The organism is Halosimplex rarum, from assembly GCF_047715405.1.
Lineage (GTDB): Archaea > Halobacteriota > Halobacteria > Halobacteriales > Haloarculaceae > Halosimplex > Halosimplex rarum.
On record NZ_CP180412.1, the window covers coordinates 1,748,583 to 1,773,848 of the forward strand.

General features: G+C 68.6%; 23 protein-coding genes. 8 read left to right on the top strand and 15 right to left on the bottom strand.

What is annotated here, in order from left to right; genetic code table 11:
- Positions 1 to 211: 211 nt before the first annotated feature.
- A complete protein-coding gene (locus tag ACMGFH_RS08500) occupies positions 212 to 1,498 on the bottom strand; it encodes an NAD(P)/FAD-dependent oxidoreductase (RefSeq protein ID WP_415382551.1) in 1,287 nt (428 codons plus the stop codon).
- A gap of 92 nt (positions 1,499 to 1,590) precedes the next feature.
- Between ACMGFH_RS08500 and ACMGFH_RS08505 the strand changes: the two genes are divergently transcribed.
- The gene (locus ACMGFH_RS08505; protein ID WP_415382553.1) at positions 1,591 to 2,787 is read left to right on the top strand and encodes a threonine synthase; all 1,197 of its coding nucleotides are present in this window, start codon (positions 1,591 to 1,593) and stop codon (positions 2,785 to 2,787) included.
- A 481-nt stretch (positions 2,788 to 3,268) separates the two neighbouring features.
- Here the strand turns inward: ACMGFH_RS08505 and ACMGFH_RS08510 are convergent, their stop codons facing one another.
- Positions 3,269 to 3,799 carry a hypothetical protein gene (locus ACMGFH_RS08510; protein ID WP_415382554.1) on the bottom strand — a complete coding sequence of 177 codons (531 nt, stop codon included), beginning with the start codon at positions 3,797 to 3,799 and terminating at the stop codon, positions 3,269 to 3,271.
- A 136-nt stretch (positions 3,800 to 3,935) separates the two neighbouring features.
- On the opposite strand from ACMGFH_RS08510, the gene ACMGFH_RS08515 reads away from it, so the two are divergent.
- Entirely contained in the window at positions 3,936 to 5,708 is a 1,773-nt protein-coding gene (locus ACMGFH_RS08515; protein WP_415382556.1) for an alpha/beta fold hydrolase, read from the top strand.
- Positions 5,709 to 5,754: 46 nt separating this feature from the next.
- On the opposite strand, the gene ACMGFH_RS08520 is transcribed toward ACMGFH_RS08515, so the two are convergent.
- Together ACMGFH_RS08520 and ACMGFH_RS08525 are read right to left on the bottom strand one after the other, a co-directional pair.
- Positions 5,755 to 6,363 (bottom strand): GAP family protein, encoded by a 609-nt coding sequence (locus ACMGFH_RS08520; RefSeq protein ID WP_415382557.1) that lies wholly within the window; start codon positions 6,361 to 6,363, stop codon positions 5,755 to 5,757.
- Between the two features lie 173 nt (positions 6,364 to 6,536).
- The gene (locus ACMGFH_RS08525; RefSeq protein WP_415382558.1) at positions 6,537 to 8,300 is read right to left on the bottom strand and encodes a Rieske (2Fe-2S) protein; all 1,764 of its coding nucleotides are present in this window, start codon (positions 8,298 to 8,300) and stop codon (positions 6,537 to 6,539) included.
- A 142-nt stretch (positions 8,301 to 8,442) separates the two neighbouring features.
- Between ACMGFH_RS08525 and ACMGFH_RS08530 the strand changes: the two genes are divergently transcribed.
- The 6 genes from ACMGFH_RS08530 to ACMGFH_RS08555 all read left to right on the top strand — a co-directional run bounded on the left by ACMGFH_RS08530 (position 8,443) and on the right by ACMGFH_RS08555 (position 13,099).
- Entirely contained in the window at positions 8,443 to 9,042 is a 600-nt protein-coding gene (locus ACMGFH_RS08530; protein WP_415382559.1) for a hypothetical protein, read from the top strand.
- Positions 9,043 to 9,084: 42 nt separating this feature from the next.
- Positions 9,085 to 9,699 carry a cupin domain-containing protein gene (locus ACMGFH_RS08535; RefSeq protein WP_415382561.1) on the top strand — a complete coding sequence of 205 codons (615 nt, stop codon included), beginning with the start codon at positions 9,085 to 9,087 and terminating at the stop codon, positions 9,697 to 9,699.
- A 62-nt stretch (positions 9,700 to 9,761) separates the two neighbouring features.
- Positions 9,762 to 10,925, top strand: a complete 1,164-nt coding sequence (gene dnaJ, locus ACMGFH_RS08540) for a molecular chaperone DnaJ (protein WP_415382562.1) — start codon at positions 9,762 to 9,764, stop codon at positions 10,923 to 10,925.
- Positions 10,926 to 11,170: 245 nt separating this feature from the next.
- A complete protein-coding gene (locus tag ACMGFH_RS08545) occupies positions 11,171 to 11,683 on the top strand; it encodes an Lrp/AsnC family transcriptional regulator (protein ID WP_415382563.1) in 513 nt (170 codons plus the stop codon).
- A 247-nt stretch (positions 11,684 to 11,930) separates the two neighbouring features.
- Positions 11,931 to 12,251, top strand: a complete 321-nt coding sequence (locus tag ACMGFH_RS08550) for a hypothetical protein (protein WP_415382564.1) — start codon at positions 11,931 to 11,933, stop codon at positions 12,249 to 12,251.
- A 131-nt stretch (positions 12,252 to 12,382) separates the two neighbouring features.
- Positions 12,383 to 13,099: a hypothetical protein gene (locus ACMGFH_RS08555; protein ID WP_415382566.1), complete on the top strand. Its 717-nt coding sequence runs from the start codon at positions 12,383 to 12,385 to the stop codon at positions 13,097 to 13,099.
- Between the two features lie 10 nt (positions 13,100 to 13,109).
- Here the strand turns inward: ACMGFH_RS08555 and ACMGFH_RS08560 are convergent, their stop codons facing one another.
- From ACMGFH_RS08560 to ACMGFH_RS08610, 11 genes are all read right to left on the bottom strand, one after another.
- Entirely contained in the window at positions 13,110 to 13,862 is a 753-nt protein-coding gene (locus ACMGFH_RS08560) for a hypothetical protein (RefSeq protein WP_415382567.1), read from the bottom strand.
- A gap of 183 nt (positions 13,863 to 14,045) precedes the next feature.
- The gene (locus ACMGFH_RS08565; protein ID WP_415382569.1) at positions 14,046 to 14,885 is read right to left on the bottom strand and encodes an aldo/keto reductase; all 840 of its coding nucleotides are present in this window, start codon (positions 14,883 to 14,885) and stop codon (positions 14,046 to 14,048) included.
- Positions 14,886 to 14,947: 62 nt separating this feature from the next.
- Positions 14,948 to 16,876 carry a hypothetical protein gene (locus ACMGFH_RS08570; RefSeq protein WP_415382571.1) on the bottom strand — a complete coding sequence of 643 codons (1,929 nt, stop codon included), beginning with the start codon at positions 16,874 to 16,876 and terminating at the stop codon, positions 14,948 to 14,950.
- Between the two features lie 88 nt (positions 16,877 to 16,964).
- Positions 16,965 to 18,194, bottom strand: a complete 1,230-nt coding sequence (locus tag ACMGFH_RS08575) for a digeranylgeranylglycerophospholipid reductase (RefSeq protein WP_415382572.1) — start codon at positions 18,192 to 18,194, stop codon at positions 16,965 to 16,967.
- A gap of 83 nt (positions 18,195 to 18,277) precedes the next feature.
- A complete protein-coding gene (locus ACMGFH_RS08580) occupies positions 18,278 to 18,778 on the bottom strand; it encodes a hypothetical protein (RefSeq protein WP_415382574.1) in 501 nt (166 codons plus the stop codon).
- On the bottom strand, positions 18,769 to 20,142 hold the full coding sequence (locus ACMGFH_RS08585) for a DUF58 domain-containing protein (protein WP_415382575.1): 1,374 nt from the start codon (positions 20,140 to 20,142) through the stop codon (positions 18,769 to 18,771). The genes ACMGFH_RS08580 and ACMGFH_RS08585 overlap by 10 nt, the downstream gene beginning before the upstream one ends.
- Positions 20,135 to 20,716 (bottom strand): hypothetical protein, encoded by a 582-nt coding sequence (locus ACMGFH_RS08590; RefSeq protein WP_415382577.1) that lies wholly within the window; start codon positions 20,714 to 20,716, stop codon positions 20,135 to 20,137. Before ACMGFH_RS08590 ends, ACMGFH_RS08585 begins: the two co-directional genes overlap by 8 nt.
- Positions 20,713 to 21,399 carry a DUF4129 domain-containing protein gene (locus ACMGFH_RS08595; RefSeq protein ID WP_415382579.1) on the bottom strand — a complete coding sequence of 229 codons (687 nt, stop codon included), beginning with the start codon at positions 21,397 to 21,399 and terminating at the stop codon, positions 20,713 to 20,715. Before ACMGFH_RS08595 ends, ACMGFH_RS08590 begins: the two co-directional genes overlap by 4 nt.
- Positions 21,400 to 21,430: 31 nt before the next feature.
- The gene (locus tag ACMGFH_RS08600) at positions 21,431 to 22,114 is read right to left on the bottom strand and encodes a DUF4129 domain-containing protein (protein WP_415382581.1); all 684 of its coding nucleotides are present in this window, start codon (positions 22,112 to 22,114) and stop codon (positions 21,431 to 21,433) included.
- A 294-nt stretch (positions 22,115 to 22,408) separates the two neighbouring features.
- A complete protein-coding gene (locus tag ACMGFH_RS08605; RefSeq protein WP_415382583.1) occupies positions 22,409 to 23,272 on the bottom strand; it encodes a 2-oxoacid:ferredoxin oxidoreductase subunit beta in 864 nt (287 codons plus the stop codon).
- Entirely contained in the window at positions 23,269 to 25,047 is a 1,779-nt protein-coding gene (locus ACMGFH_RS08610) for a 2-oxoacid:acceptor oxidoreductase subunit alpha (protein ID WP_415382585.1), read from the bottom strand. Before ACMGFH_RS08610 ends, ACMGFH_RS08605 begins: the two co-directional genes overlap by 4 nt.
- Positions 25,048 to 25,266: the final 219 nt, after the last annotated feature.

Below are 25,266 nucleotides of genomic sequence, written 5' to 3' on the forward strand. Positions count from 1 at the left end.
CCCGCGAGCCCGCCTCGCCCTTATAGTCCACCAGGACAACAACAGCACCGCCCCGCACAGCACCGCAGACTGCCTCACCCCTCCCCAGCCGATTCGCTCACTCGCTGCGCTCGTTCGCTCATCCCTCGCACGGCTTCGTCTCGCGCCCCTCGCAACGCTCGGGGACGCTCGACAGCGCGCGCCTATTCGGTTGAGGGGTCTGTGAAGACCCTCACAACTCGTCAGAAACAGTTTTTGCGGCGATCTGCCCGCTCTCCAGCGCGCCCTGGATCGAGGACCACTGCGTGTAGTCGCCGGCGAGGTAGACCGAGCCTTCCGGGGCGTCGACCGCGGGCAGGTCGGCCCTGAAGCCCGGCGGCTGGGCGAACTGAGCGAACTCGACGCGGTCGGTCGCGACGTGTTCGAGGTCGTCGAACCGGTGCTCGGGGTACCAGGTGACGAGCGCGTCCCGGACGGCGGTGGCGAATTCCTCGTCGCTCCGGTCCGGGTCGCCGAGCGTCGTGGCCGAGAGCAGCGCCGTCCCGTCGGGCGCGTACTCCGGCGCGACCGTCGACAGCGGGGCGACGGTGTTGGGGACGTCGCTGCCGGCGTTGAGGAGGATCCGGTGGCCGGTATCGAGCGAGCGGTGCTCGCGCGTCGAGAAGTACTGGGTGACGCATCCGAGCGCGTCGGTCGGAATCGATTCGACGCCCGTCAGGTCTCTCGCGCTCTTTGGGTCCGTGGCAACGACGACGCCGTCCGCGTCGACCGTCTCACCGCCCGCTTCGACCGTCGCGCCGCCCCGGCCGCCGTCGACCGCGGAGACCTCGACACCGGTCTCTATCGTCGCGCCGGCCGCTCGCGCGCGGTCGACGAGTTGTGCGGAAATGGCGCCCATGCCGTCGGCGGGGACGGCGGTGTTCCCGCGCGAGAGCATCGAGAAGGTGTAGCGGAAGACGCCGGCATCCGTCGACAGCGAGCGGTCGAGCGTGATGCCGCCGTAGAAGGGTGCGGCGAAGTTCTCGACGAATCGCTCGGAGAATCCCTTGCGGTCGAGGTACTCCCGGATACTCTCTTCCGGTCCGTCGAAGAGCGTCCCGGGGTCGGTGTTCCGAAGCCCGCGGCGCAACTGCAGGACTCGAATCTTGTCGCCCAGGGTCACGTCGGGGTTCATCGCCGATTCGATGGCCGCGAGCGGGGCCCGGAACGGGTCGGCGAGGGTCGAGCGGTGGTCCGGGCGGGCGATAGTCGCGCCGGGGGCGAACGTCCGCAGGTCCAGCGCGTCGAGGTCGAGTTCCTCGCGGACGGCCGGGTAGGCGGAAAAGAGGACCTGAAAGCCCCGGTCGAGGGTGAACCCGTCGACCTCCCGCGAGCGGACGCGGCCGCCGACCTGCTCTCGGCGTTCGAACAGCGTCACGGCCGCCCCGTTGTCGGCCAGTCGCCGCGCGGCGACCAGGCCGGCCAGTCCACCGCCGACGATGACGACGTCGCTCATATCTCCACCATGGACCGGTCCCACAAAACGCCCCGTGTCTCCGTCCCGGACGGTCCGGAACCACCGCGGGGCGGCGAACGGACAGTGATTAGTCGGTGCCGTCCCCCGACTCGGGTATGGACACCACTGCGTCTCTCGACGGCCTCGTCTGCGTCGACTGCGGGGGCTCCCACGACCCGGTGGACGCCCCGCGTCGCTGCCCCGACTGCGGCGGGATCCTCCGTCCGACGTACGACCACGGCGCGGTCGACGTGACGCGCGACTCGCTGGCCGACGACCGATTCGACGGCGTCGCCCGCTTCGCCGACCTGCTCCCGTTCCCCACAGACTCGCTCGTCACGACGAACGAGGGGACGACCCCGCTGATCCCCTGCCCCGAGTTCGCCGAGGAACTCGGCGTCGGCGCGGTCTACGTGAAAGACGAGGGAGCCAACCCCACCGGGGCGACCGCCGACCGCGGGGCCGCGCTGGCAGTCACCGCCGCCCGGGAACACGGCGCCGAGAACGTCGCGCTCCCGACGACCGGCGATGCCGGCCAGAGCGTCGCCGCCTACGCCGCCCGCGCTGGGCTCGACTCGGAGGCGTTCGTCCCGACGCGCTCGACGTTCGTCGCCAAAGCCATGACCAACGTCCACGGCGGCGACATGAGCGTCGTCGAGGGCCGCTACCCCGACGCCGTCAAGGCCTTCGAGAGCGCGATGGCCGACGACGACAACGCCGACTGGCACTCGCTGGCCCCCTTCGACTCCCCGTACCGCCACGAGGGCGCGAAGACGCTCCTGTTCGAAGTCGTCGAGCAGCTCGACTGGGAGGTCCCCGACGCCGTCGTCTACCCGACCGGCCACGGCCTCGGCGTCGTCGGTAGTCACCTCGCCACAGAACAGCTCCGGGAGACAGAACTCGTCGACGAGGCGCCCGCGCTCCACGTCGCCCAGCCAGAGAACTGCGCACCCGTCGTCGCCGCCGACGACGCGGGCGACGACGACACCGAGGTCTGGGAGCGCCCGGACACGCTCGTCGGCTCGCTGGAAGTTCCCGACCCCGCGGGCGGCGCGCTCGCGCTCGACGCCGTGCGCGACACCGGCGGCTGGGCCGTCGGCGCCAGCGACGACGACGCCCTCGAAGCGGCCGTCACGCTCGCCGCCGAAGGCGTGGAGATGAGCGCCACCGGCGGCGTCGGTGCCGCTGCCGCCCAGGAACTCGCCGCCGGCGGTCACCTCGACAGCGACGACGTCGTCGTCCTCGTCAACCCCGTCGCGGGCAACAAGGAGAACGACGTCCTCCGGAGCCACCTGATGCGGAAGGGGATCTGAGCGGACGCAGACGGACTGATTATCCCAGGTGGCGCGCGCTGTCGCGCGTCTCGTCGCGCGACAGTAGTCGTGCGAGGGATGAGTAGCGCAGGAGCGAAGCGACGAGCAACGCAATCGGCTGGGGAGGTGTGAGGCGGTTTGCAGTCCCGTGCGGTCGGTTGCGGTCCTGGTGGACTGAAAGGGCGAGGCGGGCTCGCGTTCATATAGTCGCCTGAGCGGGGCACTATTCGAGCGAGCGTAGCGAGCGAGAATATCCCGCTCAGCGACCGCGAGCGCGCCGAGGGCTTTCATCACCTGTTGTTTCCTGCGGTTGCTCCGACTCCTAGCGAGCGCGCCGAGGGCTTTCATCACCTGTTGTTTCCTGCGGTTGCTTCGACTCCTAGCGAGCGCGCCGAGGGCTTTCAACGTTTACCGTCGATTGCGGTGATGGCGATTGCTAGCGAACAGATCAAGAAAGAGCAGACGATCCAAGCAGCGACAGTTACGACCCCAGCGTCGCGTTGGCGAGCGTCACCGACTGCGTGTCGCCGCGCATCGCGCCGGTCCACACCACACGAACACTATCACCGGCTTCCAGATAGAAGCCGACGCTGCGCTCGGCGTCGAGGTAGTTCTCGTCGCCGTCCGAATCCACCGAGGGATCGTCGACGGTCAGCGAGTCGCCGGGGGCGACGGGATACCCGGCGCCGCGTTTCGTCGGCCCGCGGTCGTCACTCACCCAGGATACCGTCTCACTGTTCCCGGTGCTCTCGTCGACGACGACCACGGACAGCCGCTCGGTCGTCCGGTCCGCGATCGAGTCGCCGCCGGCGTGCTGGACGGTCAGCGCGCTCGATTCAGCGTCGAACGAGACGGAGAAGTCGGCGTCGGGGCTGTCGCGACGGAGCTCGTCGCCGAAGTAGATGACCGAGCCGACGACGGCGACGGTGACCGCGAGGACGATCAGCCAGACGACCCACCGCTCGACGCCGCCGCGCTCGTCGCCGACCAGTCCGGACGAACCCCTCGTCATTACGCGGATCCACTCCCGCCGGGTAGTTAGGTGTCGGGGGTCCACCGCCTCGTTCCCCCGATTCGGATACCGCACTCGCCGGCCCGAACTGTCAACCGACCCTAATTTTAAAACGTGGCGGCTTCGACCTCCTCGCATGGCCGATCCGTCGATCGAGACGTTGACCGCCCGTCCCGGCCTGAGCCGTTCGACGCTGGTCCCCGAACGCGGTGCGCTCGCACAGTGGTACAGCGAACCCGGCGGAGAGAAACGCCTCCGCCTGTACGAGTACGACACCGGTGAGACGGAACAGGTACCGGTAGAGAGCGACGCACTCGACCCGCCCGACGTGGTTCGGACCTTCTGGACAGGTTCCGAGTTCCTCCTCCAATCGCGACCCGAGGTGTACCGGCTGCCCATCGGAGGCGATCCGGAACCGCTGGAACTACAGGCGGAATACACGCTCGTGAACGATATCGACGGCGATAGCCGGCGACTGCTCTACGTCCACTACGCCGAGCCGTGGACGCTTCGACTCCGCGACCGCGAAACAGACACCGACTGGGCCCTCTCGGAACACCCCGAGCAAGAAGGATTCGCCGGGTTCAGCCCCGACGACGAGTGGGTCGCCTACCGGGAGAATCCGAGCGAGTCGCTCGGCGAGGGCCGGCAGGTAGTCGCGACTACGGACGGGAAGGTAGAGGCAGCGTTCCACGTCGGCGACCCCGAATCGAGGACACGACAGCGGGGGTGGCACCCCGACGGTCGCCGCATCCTCCTCGACGATCGCTCGACGGGGTGGTATCGGACGGGGCTTCACGACTGGCGAACAGACGAGACGACGTGGTTTGGGACCGGCGAGCGCGACGAACTCCCGGCGGCCCTGTCGCCCGACGGCGAGACGCTCGTCACGATTCGACGCGCGGACGGCCGATGCTCGGCGGTTCGGTATCCGGTCGACGCGCCAGACGAGGGGCAGGTGCTCGACCTCCCGGGCGGCGAGTTCGACACGCGCAGTGCGACCGCCGTCGACCTGCCGAACGCCGGCAATGAGGTCCTCCTGCGGATCGGTACCGCGACGCGACCCCAGCGACTGTTCGCCTACGATCTCGACGCCGGCGAGGCGCGGGTGCTCGAAGACACGACGACCGAAGCTCTCGAAGCCGCGCCGCTGGTCGAACCCGAGTACGTCACCTACGAGTCGACAGACGGATTCGATATCGACGCGGTGCTCTATCGAACAGAGAGCGACCGGCCAGGGCCCGCAGTGGTCTACGTTCACGGCGGCCCGACGACTGCGGAGCGGTGCGACTACGACCCGTTCGCCCAGTTTCTGGTCGGCCTCGGGTACTCGGTGCTGAAGCCGAACTACCGGGGGTCGACGAACCGGGATCGAGCGTTCGAGGCGGCGATCCGTGGCGACTCGGGGTACGGTGACGTGGACGACGTGGCCGAAGGCGGTCGCTGGCTCGCCGACCGTTCATGGGTCGACGGTGACCGGCTCGCCGTGGTCGGCCACTCCTACGGCGCGTACAACGCCGCGATGCAGGCGATCCGCTACCCCGACCTGTGGAGCGCGGCCGTCGTCGAGAACGGGACGCTCGATCGGGTCGAAGTGCTCGGCGACCCGAATCAGTACGCGCTTCGCCGCGTCATCGACGACCCCGCGGAAGAGACGACCGAAGCGTACCTCCGGGAGATCAGCCCGGTCCACAGAACGGACGACGTGGGCACGTTCGTCTGCGTCGTCCACGGCGCCGAGGGGCCGGGTCTGGAGATGGCCGAGCGGTTCGTCGAAGGTTTCCGCGAGCGCGGGTGGAGCAAGGGTGAGGAGTTCCGGTTCGAGGTGATCGAAGGCGAAGGCCACGTCATCGGCGACGTGGAACCGTACTGGCGACTGGTCGCGGACGTGCTCGACGAACGGATGTGAGGGTGAAAATCTCGCGGCGCGTCGGGAAGTGCATCGCCATCGACGGTCAGGTGATCGTCAGCACGAGGAAGAAGACGAGGACGACCTCGTTGACGATCCAGGAGTTGTCGTTCATCCAGTCGCGGACCTTGGGGAGTAGCGTCTCGGCTCTGGCGCCCAGCAATACTACCGCGATCGACGGCAGCGCCAGCAACAGCAGCGTGAGCGCCACGAACGGAGCGGCGTCCAGCAGCGGGAGGTCGTTTGCGACGAGGTACGACCCGACGGCGACCGAGGTGACGATGTCGGTCGGGAACACGCCGAGCAGCAGGAATCCGAGACGGAAGGAGAACCGCGGCGTGGCCTGCTCCAGTTTCCCCATCCACTTCGGCGGCTCGGAGTCCTCGCGCCCGAGGAACGTGGATATCATCGCCACGACGATCAGCACGAGGACCACCGTCGAGAGGATGCCGTTCGACTCCCCGCCGCCGCCCACCGACACACCACCGAGGAGATAGGTAAGCGTGACCACCGCCGAGATGGAGAGCGCGGCCCCGAAAACGAACAGCGCGGAGTTGCGCCGCCAGTCCCGACTCGTCGCCAGAAAGATTGCGCTGAGCAACTGCGGCCCGGCGACCATCACGATCGCGAGCGGGAGTACCGTGAGGAAGCTCATCCGCGTGTCCACCGCGGGCTCGCCGTCCTCTCACCGACCGGTGGTCGCCGCGGGGACCCGGTGACGTGTGAGCGCACGCACACATCTGCGCCTGTGACCGGAATCAGGCTACTGCATGCGATCACAAGGCCGGAACTAGGTACCGAGAGCGACGGAGGAGTCGATCGCCGTCGTCAGTCGGCCGCGCCCTCGTGAATCGCCTCGCCGCGGTAGAGTCGCTCGGCGATCCTGAACGTCTGCTCGGCCTCGCGGCGCGTCGGGAAGTGCGCAGCCATGTATCTGGCCGGTGTGACCAGCGCCAGCCGCCGTTCGTGGTCGCTCTCGGCCGCTTCGAACTGCGCGAACCCGCCCTCGACGTTCTGGAGGGTGTGGAACCCGGCGTCCTCCCGCAGCAGTCCCTCGGCCATCGTCCGCTTGAGCGCGTCGGGGTCGCCGCCGGCGTCGAAGTGCTGACTCACGATCCGACCGGCCTCGTCGACGCGACCCTGTTCGTCGAAGGTCGAGAGCAGTCGCTCGCGCAGTTCGGCGGGGTCTTCGCCATCGCCCGCGCCGGGGTCGGGCAGCGGCGCCCTGGGCTGGTTGAGGAAGCGGTCGAGGTAGACCGACATCGCGCCCTGCCAGCACGCCCGGTAGAGGTCGTCGGCGTCGGTCCGCCCAGCGAGTTGCTTCACTGCGTTCGCGAAGGAGAACGTGTGATGCACCGTGTTCCAGTCGCTGAACTCGTTGCTGGTCGCGAAGTGGGCCACCCGACGGAGCGCGGCGACGGCGACCGCGTGGGCCAGTTCCTCGGTCGTCGCGCCCGCACGGATCGCGTCGCGCAGCGCCGCGTCGATAGCGTGTGGGTCGTCGCCGAGCAGTGTCTCGACGAAGTCCTCGGGCCGGTCCCACGACTTCCCGTCGCCCGCGGCGGACAGTTCCGAGATGTCGTCGTCGGCGTCGAAGCAGAGCTCGGCCACGTCGATGGGCTGGCGCCAGGCGTTGGTCTCCTCGGCGCGCGATCCGTCGGTGATGGTGTCGACCGTCGACGCGAGGACGTCCTCGGCCCGGTCCCAGCCGACGTGGTCCAGCGTCTCGAACGCCTTGTTGATGAAGTCGACCGTGTGGCTGGAGTTCATGTAGAGGTGGTCCGTCGCGGCGGCGACGAGGATCTCGACGAGATCTTCCGGGGGCAGGGTCGCCGTCGCAGCTCGCAAGCAGCGCTCGGCGCCGTCGGCGTCGCGCACCTCGCAGGTCTCGCGGAACCACGACTTCAGGCGCGCTTTCGAGAGGTCCTCGTTGCCGAGCGCGTACTGGTCGAACCGCGGGGGCTCGCCGGCGCAGTTGCTCGCCACCTCGCGGACGCCGACGAACATCGCCCGCTGTTTCTCGTCGTGGTCGACCTGGTCGTAGAGGTTCGCCATCGCGCCGAGCGTCGTCAGTCCGCGCCCCCAGCCGTCGGCGCGGTACTTCGTCCCGAAGTCCACGGCAGTCTCCAGCGGCGTGGTGAACCCCTCACCGTGGTGGTCGAGGTGGATGGCCGACTTCGCCAGCACGAGCGAGAGGTTCTCGCGCATCCCGTCGACGAGTCGGTTTCGCCAGTGGATCTCCGGCGCCACGTCCGTCTCGGGGTCGGGGTCGACGTACACCTCGCCGTCCCGGACCGCCGTGGGGAACGTCTGCACGTCGTCGGCCCAGATGTCGAACGTGTCGCCGCAGGAGAGTTCGAACCGGGCGTGGTGCCAGTGGCAGGTCAGCAGACCGTCCTCGACGGTCCCCTTCGAGAGCGGGAACCCCATGTGCGGACAGCGGTTGTCGACGCCGTACACCTCGCCCTCGTGGTGGAACAACGCGACGGCGTGGCCGCCGACCGTCGTCACCGCGCGTCCGTCCTCTCGCAGCGCATCGAGGTCCGCGGCGTGCTCGTACCCGTCCGGCACGTCCGTGGGTTCCGTTGCCATACCACAGACCACGGACGCCGATTGTAAAGGCGTTCGCTGAAGCGCGTTTTTGAAACCCATCGAACAGGTATCACCGGGACGGCGTCCGGCGAGGGCCGGATCCGACCACAGGGTTATCAGCCGCGAACTCCAAATTCACGGGATGCCAGACAACCGCGAGGGGCGAGACAAACAGGCGCACGACGAGGAGAACCGCCAGCGGATGCGGGCGATACTCGAAGAACTCGAGCGCGGCGACGAGACCGAACCGCCCGTCGAGGAGCGCGACCTCGACGTCCTCGAGGAGGAACTCGAAACCGTCGAGTTCCCGGCGACGGGACTCGAAGTCGTCGAAGCCGTCGGTTATCACGAGGTCGAGACGCCCGAGGGGTCCTACGACGTCGCGGAACTCGTTCCGAGCACGGAGGAGGAGACCTTCGACTCACCCGCGGCCGTCCGCATGCGCGTCCAGCGACCGACGGTGGCCGCCGCGATGAAGCGGGTCGTGGAGGCGACTGGGACGCTCGACGACGCCGGGGTCTGGGGCTCACAGCGCGAGGCGTACGAGCGTACGTTCCGGGAGCTCAAGGCGATCGACGCCGTCGACGACGACGAGGGGATCGGCGTCATGGCCGACTGGATCGTCGAACGCATCGAGGAGAAGGGGAAACTCCCCGGGTCCCGTGACGTCCGCCGACAGGCCGCGAAGTACTGTCGGCAGAACGGCTACGAGGTCCGCAACGACGAGTGGCTCGGCGTGTAGGCCGCCCATAGAGATTTCTCGCTCCCGCTCGACAGTCCGTGCATGGAACGTGTCGTCATCGACGACCTGTCGTCCAGTTCGGCCCTCGACGTCGACCGCCGTGGCCTCTCCGGGCCGCTCGACACCAGCGACGTGGCGATCAATCACTACCGGATCCCACCCGGTGACGGATTTCCGAGCGGGCTCCACACGCACGTCGACCAGGAGGAGATCTTCGTCGTCCTCGACGGAACCGCGACCTTCGAGACCCTGCCGGCGTCCGACGGAGCGGACGCTCACGCCGAACCGTCCCGAACCGGCCGCGAGATACCCGTCGACGCGGGCGAAGCGGTCCGCTTCGCGCCCGGCGAGTACCAGTCCGGCTCCAATCGCGGCGAGACCGACCTCGTCGCCGTCGCCATCGGCGCCCCGCGGGAGAGCACAGACATCCGTATCCCCGTCGGCTGTCCAGAGTGCGACGGGGCCGATCTCGGACTGAACACGGGCGGCGACGCCCTCTCGTTCGTCTGTCCCGACTGCGGCGCCGAACGAGTCCCGGCACCGTGCCCCGAGTGCGGTGGTGGCGCGATGACGCTCACGCTCGACGACGAGAACGCGGTCGTCAGCGCCTGCGAGGACTGCGGCGCCGAATTCGACGCGCCTCCCTATCGAGACTGACCGCGGGGTGAGACTAGACCCGTTCTATTGAAGTAGCTCAATCTTCTACACCGCGACAAGCGATGAGCGAGGACTTCTACGAAGTGCTCGGGGTTTCCCGGGACGCCAGCGAGGACGAGATCCAGGAGGCTTACCGGGAGAAGGCGCGCGAGTACCACCCCGACGTGAGCGACGAACCCGACGCCGAGGAGAAGTTCAAGAAGGCCAAGAAGGCCAAGGAGGTCCTCACCGACGAGGAACAGCGCCAGATGTACGACCAGCTGGGCCACGATCGCTACGTCGAGGCCGACAAGCACGGCGCCACCGACAACGGCGGTCGCGGCGCCGGTGGCATGGGCGGTATGGGTGGCGGCATGGGCGGCGGCCAGGGCCCCTTCGGCGACATGTCCGACATCTTCGAGACGTTCTTCGGCGGCGGCGGTGGGGGCGGCGGCTCCAACCGCCCACGCCAGGGTCGGGACCTCCGCACCGGCCTGACCATCGACCTCGAAGACGCCTACCACGGCGTCGAGAAGGAACTCAACGTCACGCGCCCGGACACCTGTTCCGACTGCAACGGCGAGGGGCACCCGCCCGACACCGACTCCCAGCAGTGCCCCGAGTGCAACGGTCGCGGCCAGACCACGACCGTCCAGCAGACCCCGATGGGTCGTGTCCAGCAGCGCCAGACCTGCCGCCGCTGCGAGGGCGAGGGCACCATCTACGACGAGACCTGTTCGACCTGCCGCGGCGACGGCGTCGTCCGCGAGGACGCCTCCCTCTCCGTCGAGATCCCGGCCGGTATCGAGGACGGCCAGACCCTCCGCATGGAGCGCGAGGGCGCGCCCGGCGAGCGCGGCGGCCCCAAGGGCGACCTCCTCATCGAGGTCACCGTCCGCGACCACCCCGACTTCGAGCGCGACGGCGCCGATCTCCACCACCAGGAGCCCATCTCCTTCCCCCAGGCCGTCTTTGGCGACACCATCGAGGTGCCGACCGTCGACGGCGCGGTCGAACTCGACGTGCCCGGCGGCACCCAGAGCGGCGAGACCTTCCGCCTCTCCGGGAAGGGCATGCCACGTCTGCGCCGCCGCGGCGACGGCGACCTCTACGTCCAGGTGCAGGTCGTCACCCCCGACTCTCTCAACGAGGACCAGCGCAAGGCCCTCGAAGCGTTCGCCGAGGCCGGCGGCGAGGAGGTCGAGGTCGAACAGGGCTTCTTCGAGAAGATCAAGAGCTCTTTCTAGACCATCTTTTTCGCCAGGGGTGTCCTCGGTCGCTGCGCTCCCTGCGGGCACCTCTCCGCCAAAAACGTGGGCGAAAAAGCAGGTCGCTCCCTTCGGTCGCGACCTGTGAAACCGCGCCTCACGTCCGTTCGGCGCGGTACGCTTGCCGCACAGACATCCTTCACAGTCGTTACCGAGGATGTTCCCACCTACTGGCGGGTTATTCCTCAAAGGCGACAAGTAGCCGAGGCCCCTGACTATAGTCGATGTGCGCGTCCGCGGAGTTCACGCCGCTCGACGACGTCGACAGGGCGATCATCCAGCTGTTACAGCGGGACGCCCGACACAAGACCGCCGTAGAGATCGCCGAGGCCGTCGGCGTCACGGACGGAACCGTGCGAAACCGGATCGCCGACCTCGAAGAGCGGGGTATCCTCGAGGGGTACGTCCCCGTCATCGATTACGAGCAGGCGGGCTACCAGCTCGAGATCCAGTTCACCTGCTCGGCCCCGATCGTCGACCGGGAGAAACTCGCACGGGAGGCGCTCCAGGTCGAAGGCGTCGTCGAGGTCACCGAGCTCATGGCCGGGAAGGAGAACGTCGAGATCATGGGCGTCGCCCCGCGGAACGACGACGTCACCCGCATCGCGAAGAAACTCGACCAGTTGGGGATGCAGATCGAAAACGAGGAGCTGATCCGCCACAGGTACGTCCGCCCGTTCGACCACTTCGGAACCGAGGACGTCTCCGACGACGAGAGCGGCACCTACGAGACGTAACTCCTGAATCGGGTCCACGACACCGCCGCGTTCGCTGCCGTCACCGTATCAGGGGGTAATACGGTCCGCTCGACCGACGAGTGCGATACGCGATTCGGTTTTTCGGAATCTGATCGGGTCACCACTGCGCGACCGCATCTGTACGGCGTCGAAATTGGACATAACAGAACAAAGAAGCCCCTGATTGCTATTTTCCAGTATCCGAATCTGCGAAAGCAATATACGTACTCGGAACCCAATGAGAGTGATGACTTCCACAGACGGGACGCTCAGGCACAGTGATAAATCACTCGTGTACGACGTGCTGTCGAGTACTCGGCGGCGCGACGTCGTCCGCCTGCTCGACGACGCCGACACCGGGCTGGGTCTGCGAGACCTCGCGGAGGCAGTCGCCGAACGGGAGGGTAACGCCGACGCCGAACAGATCAGACGGATACAGGCGTCCCTGTACCACGTCCACGTCCCGAAACTCGCCGACGCGGGCATCGTCCGGTACAGGGAAGAGAGCGATCGGGTCACCCTCACAGAAGCGGTCACGTTCGACGCGATCGACGTCCTCGGCGAGTGAGACCGCTGGGACTGCTCTCCAGCCCGGACTCGCGACCGCTACGCGACAGCGTTCAAGGCACGTCGCTGCCCACGTAAACGCCCGCGATAACGGGTCGGACTCCTTTTGCCGGTTCCCGCCGAAGCGCGGGCATGCACGTCATCGGGGACCTGGTCGCGCGCGAGCGGCGCACCGACGATCTGGCGGTCCGGACGGACAGCCGCGCGGGGTCGTACAGCTACGAGAAGTTCTGTACGAACGCCTGGAAGACTGGTAATCTCCTGCGACACTACGGCGTCCGCGGCGGCGCGACCGTCGCCGTCGACGCCGGCGAATCGCTGACCCCACCCCCGCTGCTCGCCGCCTTCGGTGCCGCCCTGCTGGGCGCGACCGTCCGGTTCGACCCCTCCGAGTCGCCCGACGAGAAGGCGCTCCTCGCCCCTGCGTCGCGGGCCGACTCGTACGACGCCGGGCCCGGGACGAAGGTGCTGGTCTACGGGGACGTGTCCGACGACCCCGAACTCGCCCACTTCGAGGCCGAGATGTGGAGCGAGAACCCGACGAATCCGCCGGACGCGGTCGAACCGACCGCCACCGCGCTCGCGGCCGGCGACCGGCGGTTCACTCACGAGGAACTGCTGGGCTGGACCGAGCGGGTGGCGGAGACCTACGACCTCAACGAGACGGACGAAGTGGCGATCCGCGCGCCCCTCGCGGACCCGGGGACCGTCGTCGCGGGCGTCCTCGCACCGATCCTGGTCGGCGGCACGATACTCGTCGACCGCGACCAGACCGGAACCGCGGCGGTCGTCGAAGCGGGCGGAGATGCGCCGGAAGAAGCGGTCATCGACCCCTCGGACGCGGTGTGAGGGGCGCCCCTCACTCACCGGTCGGGCGGATGAAGTCGGCCAGCGCGACGGTGATGCCGAGTAGCCACCCGAGCGGGACCGAGATACCGATCCAGATGAGGACGTAGGCGAACTCCGTCATGTCGAACCGCTGGGCGACGTCGTCCCTGAGCCCCACCGGTTCGAGGACCTGCGAGCGGGCCAGTTCGGCGATCTGCTCGGCGTAGACGATGCTGAACTGCGCGACGTCGTCGGAGACGAGCGCGGCGACGACCGGCGGCAGGAAGATGGCCGTCATCCCGAACGGGTAGGCGAAGACGACCGTCGTGATCCGACCGCCGACGCTCCGGAAGAGCACCGCGAGCGCCGACGAGAGGACGGCGACCACGCTCGCGGCGATGATCGCGTTGGCCTCCTGGCTGGAGAACTGCGCCTGGAGTCGGAACTCGACGAGCGCGGAGAGGCCGCCCCAGACGAGGATCGCCAGCAGGACGACGCCGACGGCGCCGAGCTTCTCGACGGAGACGTCTATCTTGCGGGCGTGGAACCGGACGATCACGCCGAATAGCGCGAGCGGATAGAGGACGGCCACGACGAGCGCGCCCAGCGCCGACCACGCGATATACGATACCTTCTCGCGGGTGGTCTGCGGTTGCCACTTCCCGAGGACGGTGTCGCTCGCCCCCCGCTGGCGCGGATAGAGCAACCCCATCCACGTCTCGTGGAACTTGTTCAGGTCGAAGCGTATCGCTTCGACGACCCCCTGACGATTCCCGACGGACATATCGGATGGGTTTGGCAGCCCGCTGTATACCTCTTCTGTTGCTCGCCGACCGCCGTCCCCGATTCTCGGTCGACAGGTTCTCTATACGACAGGAACGGGGGATCCTCTCACACCCCGGAGACCGTCAGCGCGACGCACCGACGCGCCGATGCGCCGACTTCGGAGTACCGGTGCAGCGATCGGTCAGTCCCAGGCGCTCGGTCCGAAACCGGGATCGATCTGGCGCTCGGTCCGGTCGATACCGTCGATGGTCGCCACGTCCTCGTCGTCGAGATCGAGCGCGACGCTCTCCCAGTTGTCGCGGATGTGGGCCTCGCTCGTCGCCTTCGGGATCGGCGTCACGCTCTTCTCGCGGATCCACGCGAGCGAGACCTGCGCCTCGCTCGCGTCGTGTTTCTGGGCGATCTCCGACAGTTCGGGCACGTCGAACACCTTCCCGCGGACGAGCGGCGAGTAGGCGACGAGTTCGATGTCCGCCTCGGCGACGTACTCGCGCAGTTCCTCCTGCTGTAGGAGCGGATGCATCTCGACCTGATTGGCGAAGAGAGGCTCGTCGAGGATCTCGCGGGCCTCGTCGAGGTGGTGCGGCTCGAAGTTCGAGACGCCGATGCGGTCGATCAGGCCGCGGCGTTTCAGCTCTTCGAGCGCCGGGAGCGTCTCCGCGGCGTCGTACGTCCGCGACGGCCAGTGGACGTACAGCAGGTCCAGCGAGTCGACACCGAGTTTCTCCAGGCTCTCCTCGGTCGACTCGATCACGCCGTCGCGGTCGAGGTGATCGATCCACACTTTCGTGGCGAGGAAGATGTCCTCGCGCGGCACGTCGGCCGCGGCGATGCCGTCGCCGACCGCCGACTCGTTGTCGTACGCCTGGGCCGTGTCGACGTGGCGATAGCCCATCTCCAGCGCCGTTCGCACGCTCTCTGCGCACTCGTTCGGGTTCTCGTTCTGCCAGGTGCCGAGCCCGAACGTCGGCATGCCGTCGACGCGCGGCACGCTCTCCGGAGTCAGTGAGTCCTGTGACATACTCGGTACTGCGGGCGAGCGACCGAAAGGAGTTGCGACCGGCGAATCCGCTGTCGGCGGTCCTACGTGTCCGTCGACTCGTCGTCGTCGTCCGTCGACTCCCCGCTGTCGGTGCTTCCGTCGGAGTCCGCCGATTCCGCGTCTTCGCCCTGCTCCGCGTCTTCGGCCGGTTCTGTTCCGTCAGCCGCACCTGTGTCGCCGTCGTCGGCAGCGCTGGTCGTGTCGCCGTCGTCGGCCGATTCCGCGTCGCCGGTACTCTCGGAGCCGTCGACGACGGTCTGGGCCGACTGCACGTCCTCGTTCTCGTCGGTCGCCGGTTCGGTGGTCTCGGCGTCGCCGTCACCGCCGTCGCCGCCGCCATCGCCCGTGTCGACCGGTGCCGCACCGCCGGTTCCCTGCCCCGGTCCGGCGACGTTCTCGTCGTCGTCGCCGCCGGCGAGGAACCGGTTGTAGAGCACCCCTCCCCCGCCGAGCGCGAGGATCACCGCGCCGATGCCGATGGTCGTCGGCGACAGTCCGCCGCCGCCGTCGCCGCCCGCCGTCGTTCCCGCACCGCCATCGCTTGGTGCCTCCGTCCCGCCACTGCCGTCCGGCGTCCCGGTCGGTGTCGGTGCGCTCGTGTCCGTCCCGTCCCCGTCGCCCGCCGCGACGGTGCCTCCCGGTTCGTCGGTCGGAGTAGGAGAGAACGTCGGCGTCGGCGACTCCCCGGTCGGCGTAGGCGTCGGGCTCGGCGTGGCCGACGGCGTCGCGGTCGCGACCTCGTCGCCGCCGATCTGCACGGCCCAGCCGCTCGCGGTAGACCCGGCCGACTCCGCAGTCTGCCCCACGGAGACGAAGCCGCCGCTGTCGGTCATCTGGAACGCCGAGAACCCGCTGGAGCCGCTGCCCCAGGTACCCGTCCACTTCTCCTGTCCATCGATGCCGAGGGTGGCGGCGTAGCCGCGCCCGTCCGTGCCCTCGCCGTCGGTCGCGGTCTCGCCGACGACGAAGTACTCCAGGTTCCCGTACCTGACGTCGTACAGCGCCGTGAAGTTGTCCTCGGTGTAGCGCTTGTCCCAGAGTTTGCCGCCGTTGACGTTGAACTCCAGCGCCCAGCCACGCTGGTCGTTCGTCTCCGGGTCGAACGCGTTGGCGCCGACCGCGACGAACCCGTTCCGGGTCTCGGCCACGTCGTAGAAGACGTTGAAGTCGTCTTTCGGGTTGGTCGAGCTGTTGGAGTTCTTCTTGAACTGCTGGGAGAACTGCTGGACGCCCTCCCCGTCCAGCTTGTTCGCCCACCCCGCCGTGTCGCCGGACGTGTCCGCGGTCTCGCCGACGACGACGTACCCGCCGCCGGAGTCCGGGACGACGCCGTGATAGCGGCTCCGCGACCCCGGGCCGTACCGGTGGGCCCAGTCAATCTTGTTCTCGTCGGTCAGGCGCGCGACCCACGCGTCGTCGAACCGGCTCGTCCACCCCGCGAAGACGAACCGACCCTCCCCGTCGACGGCAACCGACCGCATGGTGTCTGTCGTGCTGTCACGCACGTGGAAGACCCTCCGCCACTGTTCGACGCCCTCGGCGTCGACCCTGAGCGCGAACGCGTCCTGGCCTTCGACGGCTTCTCCGTGGGTGTGTCCCGCGACGATGAACCCGTCGTCCGTCGCCGCGACGTCGAACGCTTCCGTCGTCGCGTGCTCGGCGAACGTCTTCTCCCATACGAGTCGGCCCGCGGCCGATATCTTGTAGAGCCAGATCACGCTCGCGTTCTCGCCGCTGGAGGGGTCGGTCGTCCCCGCGACGACGTACCCGCCGTCGTCCGCGGGTGCGATCGCGTTCGCCGTGCCCCCGTCGCCCGACTCGTACGTCCGGTTCCAGCGCGTCTTCGGCTGTGCGGCCCGCTCGCTCGCCTCGGCCGCGCCACCGCTTGCGAGTCCGCTCGCCGCCAGCGTCCCTGCGCCGGCGACGCAACAGCCCGTGATGAATCGCCGTCTGCTCGGTTCCCGTTCCATGCCATGGGAGGTGACCGGAAGGGGTAAAATCTTGTTGGGTCCCCGATGGGTTGGCGCGTCCCGACCGCAGGCGTTCCACGTCGCGGTCTCAGGCGTTCAGCCGCTCGCGGGCGAATCGCACGAGCAGGGGCAGGTCGCTCAGGTGAATCAGGTCGCGCATCGCCAGCCGGTTGCCGTCGTTGACCTTCGCGAGCGTGTCGCCGTCCGCCCGCCGCAGGTCGGCCATCAGCCTGTCGTAGCGCTCGTTGGGCGTCAGGTACAGCAGCTCCGTCATCAGCAGGCGGGTCTTCATCTTCGGCGCCACGTCGTCGTGCCAGAGCTTGTTGTAGATCCGCATCTGCTCGGCGGAGGTGTCCACCGTCCCGGTCAGCGCCCGGTCGGCGGTCGCCGCCGCCGCGCGCGCCGAGAGCATCCCCTTGTGGATCCCCTCGCCCCACAGCGGGTCGATGGTCGGCACCGTGTCGCCAATGGCGATGAAACTGTCGGTGGTCATCTGCCCCGGCTCCTGGATGTGCGCCGAGCCGCGGTGTTGCTTGCCGTCGAGGCGCCGTGCGTTCTCGAAGCGCGGGTCTGACTCCAGCCAGTACTCCAGGTAGTCGTCGATGCCCATCCCCTCCTTCGCGTACTCGCGGTGGCTGTCGTTCTGGATGTAACAGAGCCCGACCTTCGCCGTGTCCTCGCCGGTGTGGAATATCCAGGAGTAGCCGCCCGGCGCGAGGTCGTGATCGAGCCTGAGCATCATCGCGTCCCGGCAGTCGGCGAAGTCGGGGTGGTCGACCTGGACCCCCTCGAACTCGTACTCGACGCCGATGGCCTGGCGATCGCGGGAGAGGTCTGTGACGCCCAGGTCCTTGGCCAGCGGCGCCGCCGGCCCCGTCGCATCGACCACGACGTCCGCATACACCTCTTTCTGCCCGTCGTATCGGACGCCGACCACGTCGCCGTCCTCGGTGATCGGCTTCGAGACGCGCGAGTCGAAGCGGTACTCCGCGCCCGCCTCGCGACCCTGGGCGACGAGCCAGCGCTTGAAGTCGGCGAACTCCAGGACCGCACCGGGCTGGTCGCGCACGAAGTGGTCGTTCGGTGACTCCAGCACGACGTTCTCGGTGTAGTTCATCACGACGTCGTCCGGGACGTTGAACGACGCCATCATCGAGGGGAACGTCCCGGCGGTCGACTTGTTGCTCTGACGCGGGAAGTCGGCCTCGGGCTCGGTCTCCAGCACGAGCACGTCGTACTCTCTCGCCGCTAAATCGCGCGCGCACTGCGCTCCGGCGGGACCGGCCCCCGCGATCACCACGTCAAAGCGGTCGCTCATAGACATTGGTCCGGCGTCTGCGTAATTAACGTTCCTGAACTGGTCGACCCCGTGCGGCACGTTTGCGCCCGGCGCAAGCCGACTCACTCGCGCAGTAGCCAGGCCAGCACGACCCCGCCCAGCAAGAGCGCGACCACGCCGAGCGACCCGCCGCTCGGAACCGTCTCGAACAGGGCGTAGCCGACGCCGGCCGTGAGTATCGCGACGGTCACGCTGCCGACGGCGTGGAGTAGTTCGACTCGCGTCGTCGCGACCGCCGCGTCGGCATCCCGGTCGATCCCGATGGCGAAGGTTCCCAGATCGGCCGCGATCACCGCACCGAAGGCGCCGAGCAGCACCGACTCGGCATTCGCGGGTCCGGTCGCCGCCAGTATCGTCGCCGCGAACAGCGTCGCGCCGGCGAAGACGATCGACGACTCAGACCGGCGGATCAGCCCCGAGACGAGTGCGAGCGCGCCGGCCAGCCCGACCAGAGAGGCCATCGTCGACCCGCGGACCGCGGACAGCACCGCCAGCGTCGCGACGACGGCGAGGGCGTGACTCGCGCGCGGCCGCCGCCGGTCGCGCGCTCGACTCACCACCATTCGGCGTCACCCCCGTCCGTCGCAACCGCTCGTTCGGGAGTTTCACGGCCGGATGCCGCGACGGTCGACACCTCATCGTCGATTTCCCACTCGACGACGGAGATGCCGGCGCGACGGCATTCGTCGAGTCCGAGACGCCGCTCGGTCGCGGCCAACCGTCGGTACGCGGAGTCAGTCGCGGTCACGTCCGGGCTCGCGACGGTCACGTCATGTCCCCGAGCGTCGAGCGCACGGGCCACCTCGGCCGCGCTGTCGTCGACGAACGGCGAACAGAAGACGACCTGCGCGTCGCCGGGTAGCTGGGCGAGCAGGCGGTCGAACCCGTCGTCGACCGGGTCAGACCCGTTCCCTTCGCCGGAACCCGATTCCGTCGGTGGCTGCCAGCCGAACGCGTCGTGTGTCGTGAGCGCCTCGTGGAGTTGCTCGCGGTGCGTCCGGCCGGAGGCCGGCGGGAGCCAGCAGTCCCGCGGCGAGAGCGCCGCCAGTCCCACGTGACAGCCGTCGTCTGCCAGACCGCCCGCGAGCGCACCGGCGACGTGGGCACAGACGTCGACCCCCGGTCGTCTGTCGTCACCCGCGGTCACGTACGCCTCCCGGCGCGCGTCCACCAGCAGGACGACCTTGACGGTGCGGGGCTGGTCGAACTGTCGCGTCGCCAGTTCCCCGTCCTTCGCGTAGCGGTTCCAGTCGACGCTCGACAGCGAGTCGCCGGTCCGGTACTCGCGCACGGAGTGGAACGCGATCCCCTCGCCAGTGGCCGAGACGGGCTGGTTGCCGGTGAGTCGAGTCGCCAGATCGCCCAGCGGGACCGAGCACGCCTCGTAGCGCGGGCGGCAGACGACGGTCGAGCGATCAGTGGCCTGCCGAGCGGTTCGCCGGCTCGCACCGCTCACGTCCCGCGTCACGACGGTGAGGCTGTCGAACTCGTGGCGGCCACGCACCGCTTCGAACTCGTAGGCGATCGAGGCCCGCTTGCCGGGTCGGAGCGCGGTCGTGTGCCGTGCGGTCCCTTCGACGACTTCCAGCCCGGCGGGCACGTCGTCGCAGAAGCGAAGGTCCGGGAGTGTGCGACCGCTCTCGTTCTCGACGGTGAGCGTGACGCGCACCGTGTCGCCCGGGTCGGGATCGGTGTCACTCACGTGGCGCTCGACGGCGAGTTCGGGGTCGGGCGCCTCCGCGAGGCGGCTGTACGCCGCGAATCCGACGCCGGCGAGCCCGGCGAGGATGGTAACGGGCGTCCCGACGAGGATGCCGACCGCAGTCGCCGCGAGCGCGAGCGCGTGGATGCCGTTCCACCGCCCAGTCCGTTCGAGCCGCTGCTCGCCCCGGGCGAGCCCGCTCCCGAGCGCCGCCGTCTCAGTCATCGGCGACACCTCCGGTCCGTCGGGCGCTGGCGTCGCGTCCGTCCCCGTCTCCCAACCGAGAGATGGCCGCGGCCGCGCGCTCGGCGCGTCGGTCGAACTCCGGGTCGACGCCGGCGTGGGCCGAGTCGTCGCCTTCCTCGGCGAACAGCGCCGCCGCGTCGGGGTCCTCGGTCCACGTTCCCTCGGCGAGTCGGGTCTCGGCTTCGGCGGGGGAGTGCCCCTCGAAGCGTTCGAGGGCCGCGACCGCGGTCGCGCGCAGTCGCTCGCGGATCCGGTCGCGCTCGGCCGCGTCGCGCTCGCTCGCGCCGACCGACCCTACCGCCGCCGCGAGGTCGTCGCCCGGGACGGCGTAGTCGGGGCGCTCGCCCGCTCGCGGGAGCGCGCCCGTGGAGTCGTCCTCGCTGTCGAACCGCTCGACCGCCGCGAGGCCCACCCCGACGAGGGCGACGGCCCAGATGCCCAGCGTCAGCAGCGTCGCGAAGTCGAAGCTGACCAGACCCGGCCGGAGCGTCAGCGTGACGCCCGCGACGACGGCGACGAACCCGAGCGCCAGCAGACCGCGACGACGGTTCACGACCCATCACCTCCGGACGAGCCGCCGTTGCGGTCCGCGTCGGCGTCGAGCCGGTCCGCCAGTCGCTCCGCTCGCCGTTCCCGGTCGTTTCCGGGCGATTCCCGGCCGTATCGGACGGATTCGAACTGCCCGGTGATACCCTCGACCGCGTCGGCCGGCAAGCCGCGGTCCACGGCCGCCGCAGCGGCTTCACCCGGCGTCGTCGCGTCGTCGACGCCGTCGACGCGTTCGGTGAGTCGGTTCCAGGCCCGCACGACGGCGTTGTCGGCGGGGGTGTCGTACCCCGGATCCACGGCGGGGGTCGGCGGACCGGTATCGCCGCCGTCACCACCGTCTTCGTCCCGAGGAGGTGCTCGGGTATCGTCGTCGGTCAGGATCACGGCGAGGACGGCGACGACGAGCAGTCCGCCGACGAGTCCGGCGAGGATCAGTGAGGAGACGCCGCCACCGTTACCTGTGTCGGGCGGGACTCGTGTCTCGCCGTCGACGGCCGTCGACTCGGAGGCAGCGGTCCCGTTCCCGGCCATCGCGCCGGGCGGCGGAGGGGATCTGGTCGGTGCCGGTTCTGTCGGCGTCGTTCCGGAGTAGAGCGTGGGCTGGTCGGCGCCGCCGAGCGACCCGGCGGCGGTGACGAGCGCGACCAGCGCGAGGAGGGCGATCAGGGCGGTCGCGAAACGCTTCACAGACCAGAGTGTTCGGCCCATCTACAAGTTTTTATCGACCATCCGTCGGCCCGGAGTCGCGGTCGCCGTCGCCCGCGCGGTGAGCAGCTCCGTCGAGTCGCTCGGCGGCGGTTTCCGCGCTCGCGACGGGTTCGTCCGTCGGCTGTTCGTCCCCGTACCGGAACGCTCGGAACCGATCCGTGACGGTCGAAACCGGATCCGCGGGGAGGCCACGGTCGGTCGCCCTCGCGGCGACCTCTCCGGGCGTCGCGGTCTCGTCTGTCTCCGCCAGTTCCCGGAGTCGGCGCCAGGCACCGACGAGCGTGCTCTCGGCGGGCGAATCGTAGTCGGGATCGACGCTCGGCACGGGGTCCTCGCCCGCGGAATCGTCCCCGGCGGGAGCTTCGGAAGCCCGCTCGTCGTCGCCGGTCAGGAAGACGACGAACAGCCCGCTGGCGAATAGCGAACCGACGACGGCAGGGACGAACAGCGGTGAGACGCCGCCACCGTCACCGCTCGCCGGGGCTCGGGTCTCGGTGGGAGCGCGCTGGACGCCGGATTCGTCGCTTCCGGGGGGCGCGCCGGTGGGTGGAGGGACGTCAGTCAGCATCGGCTGGCCCGTCGGCGTCTCGTCGCCGGTTATCGACGGCCCCTCGACGGCGTCGAACGTGCCCGCGGCTCCGGCGAGCGCGACCAGCGCGAGGAGCGCGACCAGCGCGATCCCGAGACGCTGCACGTCGAAAACTGAAGACGGGATCCGTCAAGTGATTTCCGGCTGAAACGAAGTGGTAGCGGGGCGGACGCGGCGGCGGTGAGGATGCAGGGTAGGCCAGCGTCCGGCGCCGCAGGTGCCGGTTCTTCCGAGCGCGAGCGGTGCGAGGCGCGACCGACGGGAGCGCCTCGATGTGAACGGGGAACGGAGTGACCCGTGAACGGAGCGAGCGCTCGGCCTTTTTCACCCATGTTTTTGGCGGAGGGGTTCCCGCAGTGAGCGAAGCGAACGAGGAAACCCCTCCGCCAAAAAGATGGTCTAGTAGAACTCTCGGACGAGGTCCATCGCATCCTCGGGGGCGCCGTCGGGGATGTCGGACATGTCCTGGTCGATGCCCTCGCGCTCCTCCCAGGGGACGGACTCGTCGTCCTGGTAGATGACGCCCATGTACTCCTTGTCGCCTTCGAGGATCTTCTCTTTGGCGGCCTCGCGGTCGGTCGAGTCGTGGTCGGTCTCCGCGAGGTCGACCAGCGAGTCGCGGAAGTAGTCGTAGGTGTCGACGTCGTTGAACGTGACGCAGGGCGAGTAGACGTTGACGAAGCCGAAGCCGTCGTGCTCGATGGCTTCCTGGACGATCTGGGCGTGGCGTTGGGCGTCCGAGGAGAACGACTGGGCGATGAAGGTGGCGCCCGAGGCCAGCGCGAGGGCGAGCGGGTTGACCGGGGGCATCTGCGGGCCCTCGGGGGTGGTGCTCGTCTCGAAGTCCTGGCGCGAGGTGGGCGACGCCTGCCCCTTGGTGAGGCCGTAGATGCGGTTGTCCATGACGACGTAGGACATGTCGACGTTGCGGCGGACGGCGTGGACGAAGTGGCCGGCGCCGATGGAGTAGCCGTCGCCGTCGCCGCCCGCGACCATCACTTCCAGGTCGGGGTTGGCAAGCTTGACGCCGGTCCCGACGGGCAGGGCGCGGCCGTGGACGCCGTGGAGCGCGTAGCTGTGCATGTAGGTGCCGATCTTACCCGAGCACCCGATGCCGGCGACTACGAACGTGTTGTCGGGGTCGTTGCCCGTCTCGGCGAGGGCTTTCATCATGCCGTTCATCGTCCCGAAGTCGCCGCAGCCGGGACACCACGTCGGTTGCTTGTCGGATTTGAAGTCTGTGAATCGAACGTCTGAGCTCATTCTGCCTCGACCTCCTGTGAGCCGGCGTCGGTGCCGGCGAGTGTGTTCTCGATGTCTGTCGCGAGTTCGTCCGCCTTGAAGCGGACGCCGTTGTACTTGTTGACCCGCTGGACCCGTTCGAGGACGTCGTGCTCGATGACGTCCGCGAACTGCCCGGTGGCGTTACACTCGACGACGATGACGTCGTCGGCGGCCTCGATCTCCTCCGAGAGATCGGGCCGCGGGAAGATGTACGGCACCGAGATGAACCGCACGTCGTGACCGCGCTCGTCGAGGAACCCGAGGGCCTCGCGCATGGCGCCCTCGTTGGAGCCCCACGAGATGACGAGGGTGTCGGCCTCGGGGTCGCCGAACTCGCGGTAGTCCCAGTCCTCCTGCTCCTTGGCGGTCTCGATCTTCTGGGTACGCTTGTCGACCTGCTCGATGCGGACCTCCTCCTCCTCGGTCCGGCGACCGAGTTCGTCGTGTTCGAGACCGGTGGTCATGTGGGCGCCGCCGGTCGTGCCCGGGAACGCGCGGGGGCTGATGCCGTCGGCAGACGGGAAATGCGGCTGGAACTGGTCTTTCTCGTTCTGCCAGCCGTCGATGTCCTCCTCGTCGACGACCTTGCCGCGCTCGATCTCGACCTCGTCCATGTCGAACGCCTCCGGCGGGAACGTCTGCTCCGTCACGGCGAGCGCGAGGTCCGAGACCAGATAGACCGGGGTCTGGTACTTCTCGGCGTAGTTGAACGCCTCGACGGTCTTCCAGAAGCACTCCGAAACGGAGGTCGGGGCGACGACGAACCGCGGGATCTCGCCGTGGCCGCCGTACAGCGTCATGTTGAGGTCGCCCTGCTCCTGCTTGGTCGGCATCCCCGTCGAGGGGCCCGAGCGCATCACGTCGCAGATCACGAGGGGAGTCTCGGTGGTGGCGACCAGTCCGAACGTCTCGGTCATGAGGTCGATGCCCGGGCCCGATGTGGCCGTCATCGCGCGTGCGCCTGCGCGGGCCGCGCCCAGCGCCATGTTGATCGCGGACAGTTCGTCCTCGGCCTGGACGACCTTGCCGCCGTACCGTTCGACGCGGCCGGTCATGTACTCCATCACGTCCGTCGCGGGGGTGATGGGGTAGCCAGAGTAGAAGCGACAGCCGGCGGCGATAGCGCCCATGCCGATGGCCTCGTCGCCGTTGAGCAGAACGTAGTCGTTGTCGGTGGTCTCGATGTCGTAGTCGAAGTCGTGGTCGTACTCCTCCTGGACGTGCTGCTGGCCCAGGCGGGCGGCCTCCTTGTTGTTCTCGACGATGGCCTCGCCCTTGTCGCCGAAGCGCTTCTCCAGCGACTCGTCGAGGTTCTCGATCGGGAAGTTCGCCACTTCGCAGGCCGCGCCGAGCGCGACGACGTTCGCCATGATGGCGCCGCCGGCGTCTTCGGCGAGGCGCTGCAGCGGGACCGACAGGCCGATCATCCCCTCGGGAACTTCGACGTCCTGCATCGTGGAGCGCTCACCGTCGTAGATGATGACGCTGCCGTCGTGCAGTTCGTCCATGTTCTCGTCGATGGTGCGCTCGGTGAGCGCGATGAGGATGTCGAGCCTGTCGACGACGCTCTCGACGCGGTCGACCGACGTCCGGACCTTGTAGGCGGTGTACCCGCCCCGGATCCGTGACGCGAAGTCCTTCGAGGTGAAGACGTGACGGCCGGCACGCGAGAGTGCTTGAGCGAATATCTTCCCGGTAGAGTCGATACCGTCACCGGCTTCACCGCCGATGGCCCAGTTCAGGTCCTCGGGCATATTGCATTTGAGTATCTTCCGCCCGGCAAAAAGACTTCTGTAATGGCCCCGGACTCCGACCCCCGCTTTCGTCGTAGAACTGGACGCACGGGCGAAAATCGGCGGTTTCGAACAACCGGTAACACTGTCCTGTATTAATGAACGCCGTGTCGGTCGACGAATGTCCAGCGGGTGAGGCGACACCGACGGCCGGGAGCGAAAGTGCCTTGCGCCGGGGCG

Bases quoted from the DNA above. Each gene is read 5' to 3' on its own strand.
- ACMGFH_RS08610 (WP_415382585.1), bottom strand. From the start codon at position 25,047: ATGCCCGAGGACCTGAACTGGGCCATCGGCGGTGAAGCCGGTGACGGT.
- ACMGFH_RS08560 (WP_415382567.1), bottom strand. From the start codon at position 13,862: ATGTCCGTCGGGAATCGTCAGGGGGTCGTCGAAGCGATACGCTTCGAC.
- ACMGFH_RS08515 (WP_415382556.1), top strand. From the start codon at position 3,936: ATGGCCGATCCGTCGATCGAGACGTTGACCGCCCGTCCCGGCCTGAGC.
- ACMGFH_RS08565 (WP_415382569.1), bottom strand. From the start codon at position 14,885: ATGTCACAGGACTCACTGACTCCGGAGAGCGTGCCGCGCGTCGACGGC.
- ACMGFH_RS08580 (WP_415382574.1), bottom strand. From the start codon at position 18,778: ATGGTGGTGAGTCGAGCGCGCGACCGGCGGCGGCCGCGCGCGAGTCAC.
- ACMGFH_RS08505 (WP_415382553.1), top strand. From the start codon at position 1,591: ATGGACACCACTGCGTCTCTCGACGGCCTCGTCTGCGTCGACTGCGGG.
- ACMGFH_RS08575 (WP_415382572.1), bottom strand. From the start codon at position 18,194: ATGAGCGACCGCTTTGACGTGGTGATCGCGGGGGCCGGTCCCGCCGGA.
- ACMGFH_RS08585 (WP_415382575.1), bottom strand. From the start codon at position 20,142: ATGACTGAGACGGCGGCGCTCGGGAGCGGGCTCGCCCGGGGCGAGCAG.
- ACMGFH_RS08535 (WP_415382561.1), top strand. From the start codon at position 9,085: ATGGAACGTGTCGTCATCGACGACCTGTCGTCCAGTTCGGCCCTCGAC.
- ACMGFH_RS08570 (WP_415382571.1), bottom strand. From the start codon at position 16,876: ATGGAACGGGAACCGAGCAGACGGCGATTCATCACGGGCTGTTGCGTC.
- ACMGFH_RS08520 (WP_415382557.1), bottom strand. From the start codon at position 6,363: ATGAGCTTCCTCACGGTACTCCCGCTCGCGATCGTGATGGTCGCCGGG.
- ACMGFH_RS08525 (WP_415382558.1), bottom strand. From the start codon at position 8,300: ATGGCAACGGAACCCACGGACGTGCCGGACGGGTACGAGCACGCCGCG.
- dnaJ (WP_415382562.1), top strand. From the start codon at position 9,762: ATGAGCGAGGACTTCTACGAAGTGCTCGGGGTTTCCCGGGACGCCAGC.
- ACMGFH_RS08550 (WP_415382564.1), top strand. From the start codon at position 11,931: ATGACTTCCACAGACGGGACGCTCAGGCACAGTGATAAATCACTCGTG.
- ACMGFH_RS08545 (WP_415382563.1), top strand. From the start codon at position 11,171: ATGTGCGCGTCCGCGGAGTTCACGCCGCTCGACGACGTCGACAGGGCG.
- ACMGFH_RS08530 (WP_415382559.1), top strand. From the start codon at position 8,443: ATGCCAGACAACCGCGAGGGGCGAGACAAACAGGCGCACGACGAGGAG.
- ACMGFH_RS08605 (WP_415382583.1), bottom strand. From the start codon at position 23,272: ATGAGCTCAGACGTTCGATTCACAGACTTCAAATCCGACAAGCAACCG.
- ACMGFH_RS08555 (WP_415382566.1), top strand. From the start codon at position 12,383: ATGCACGTCATCGGGGACCTGGTCGCGCGCGAGCGGCGCACCGACGAT.
- ACMGFH_RS08510 (WP_415382554.1), bottom strand. From the start codon at position 3,799: ATGACGAGGGGTTCGTCCGGACTGGTCGGCGACGAGCGCGGCGGCGTC.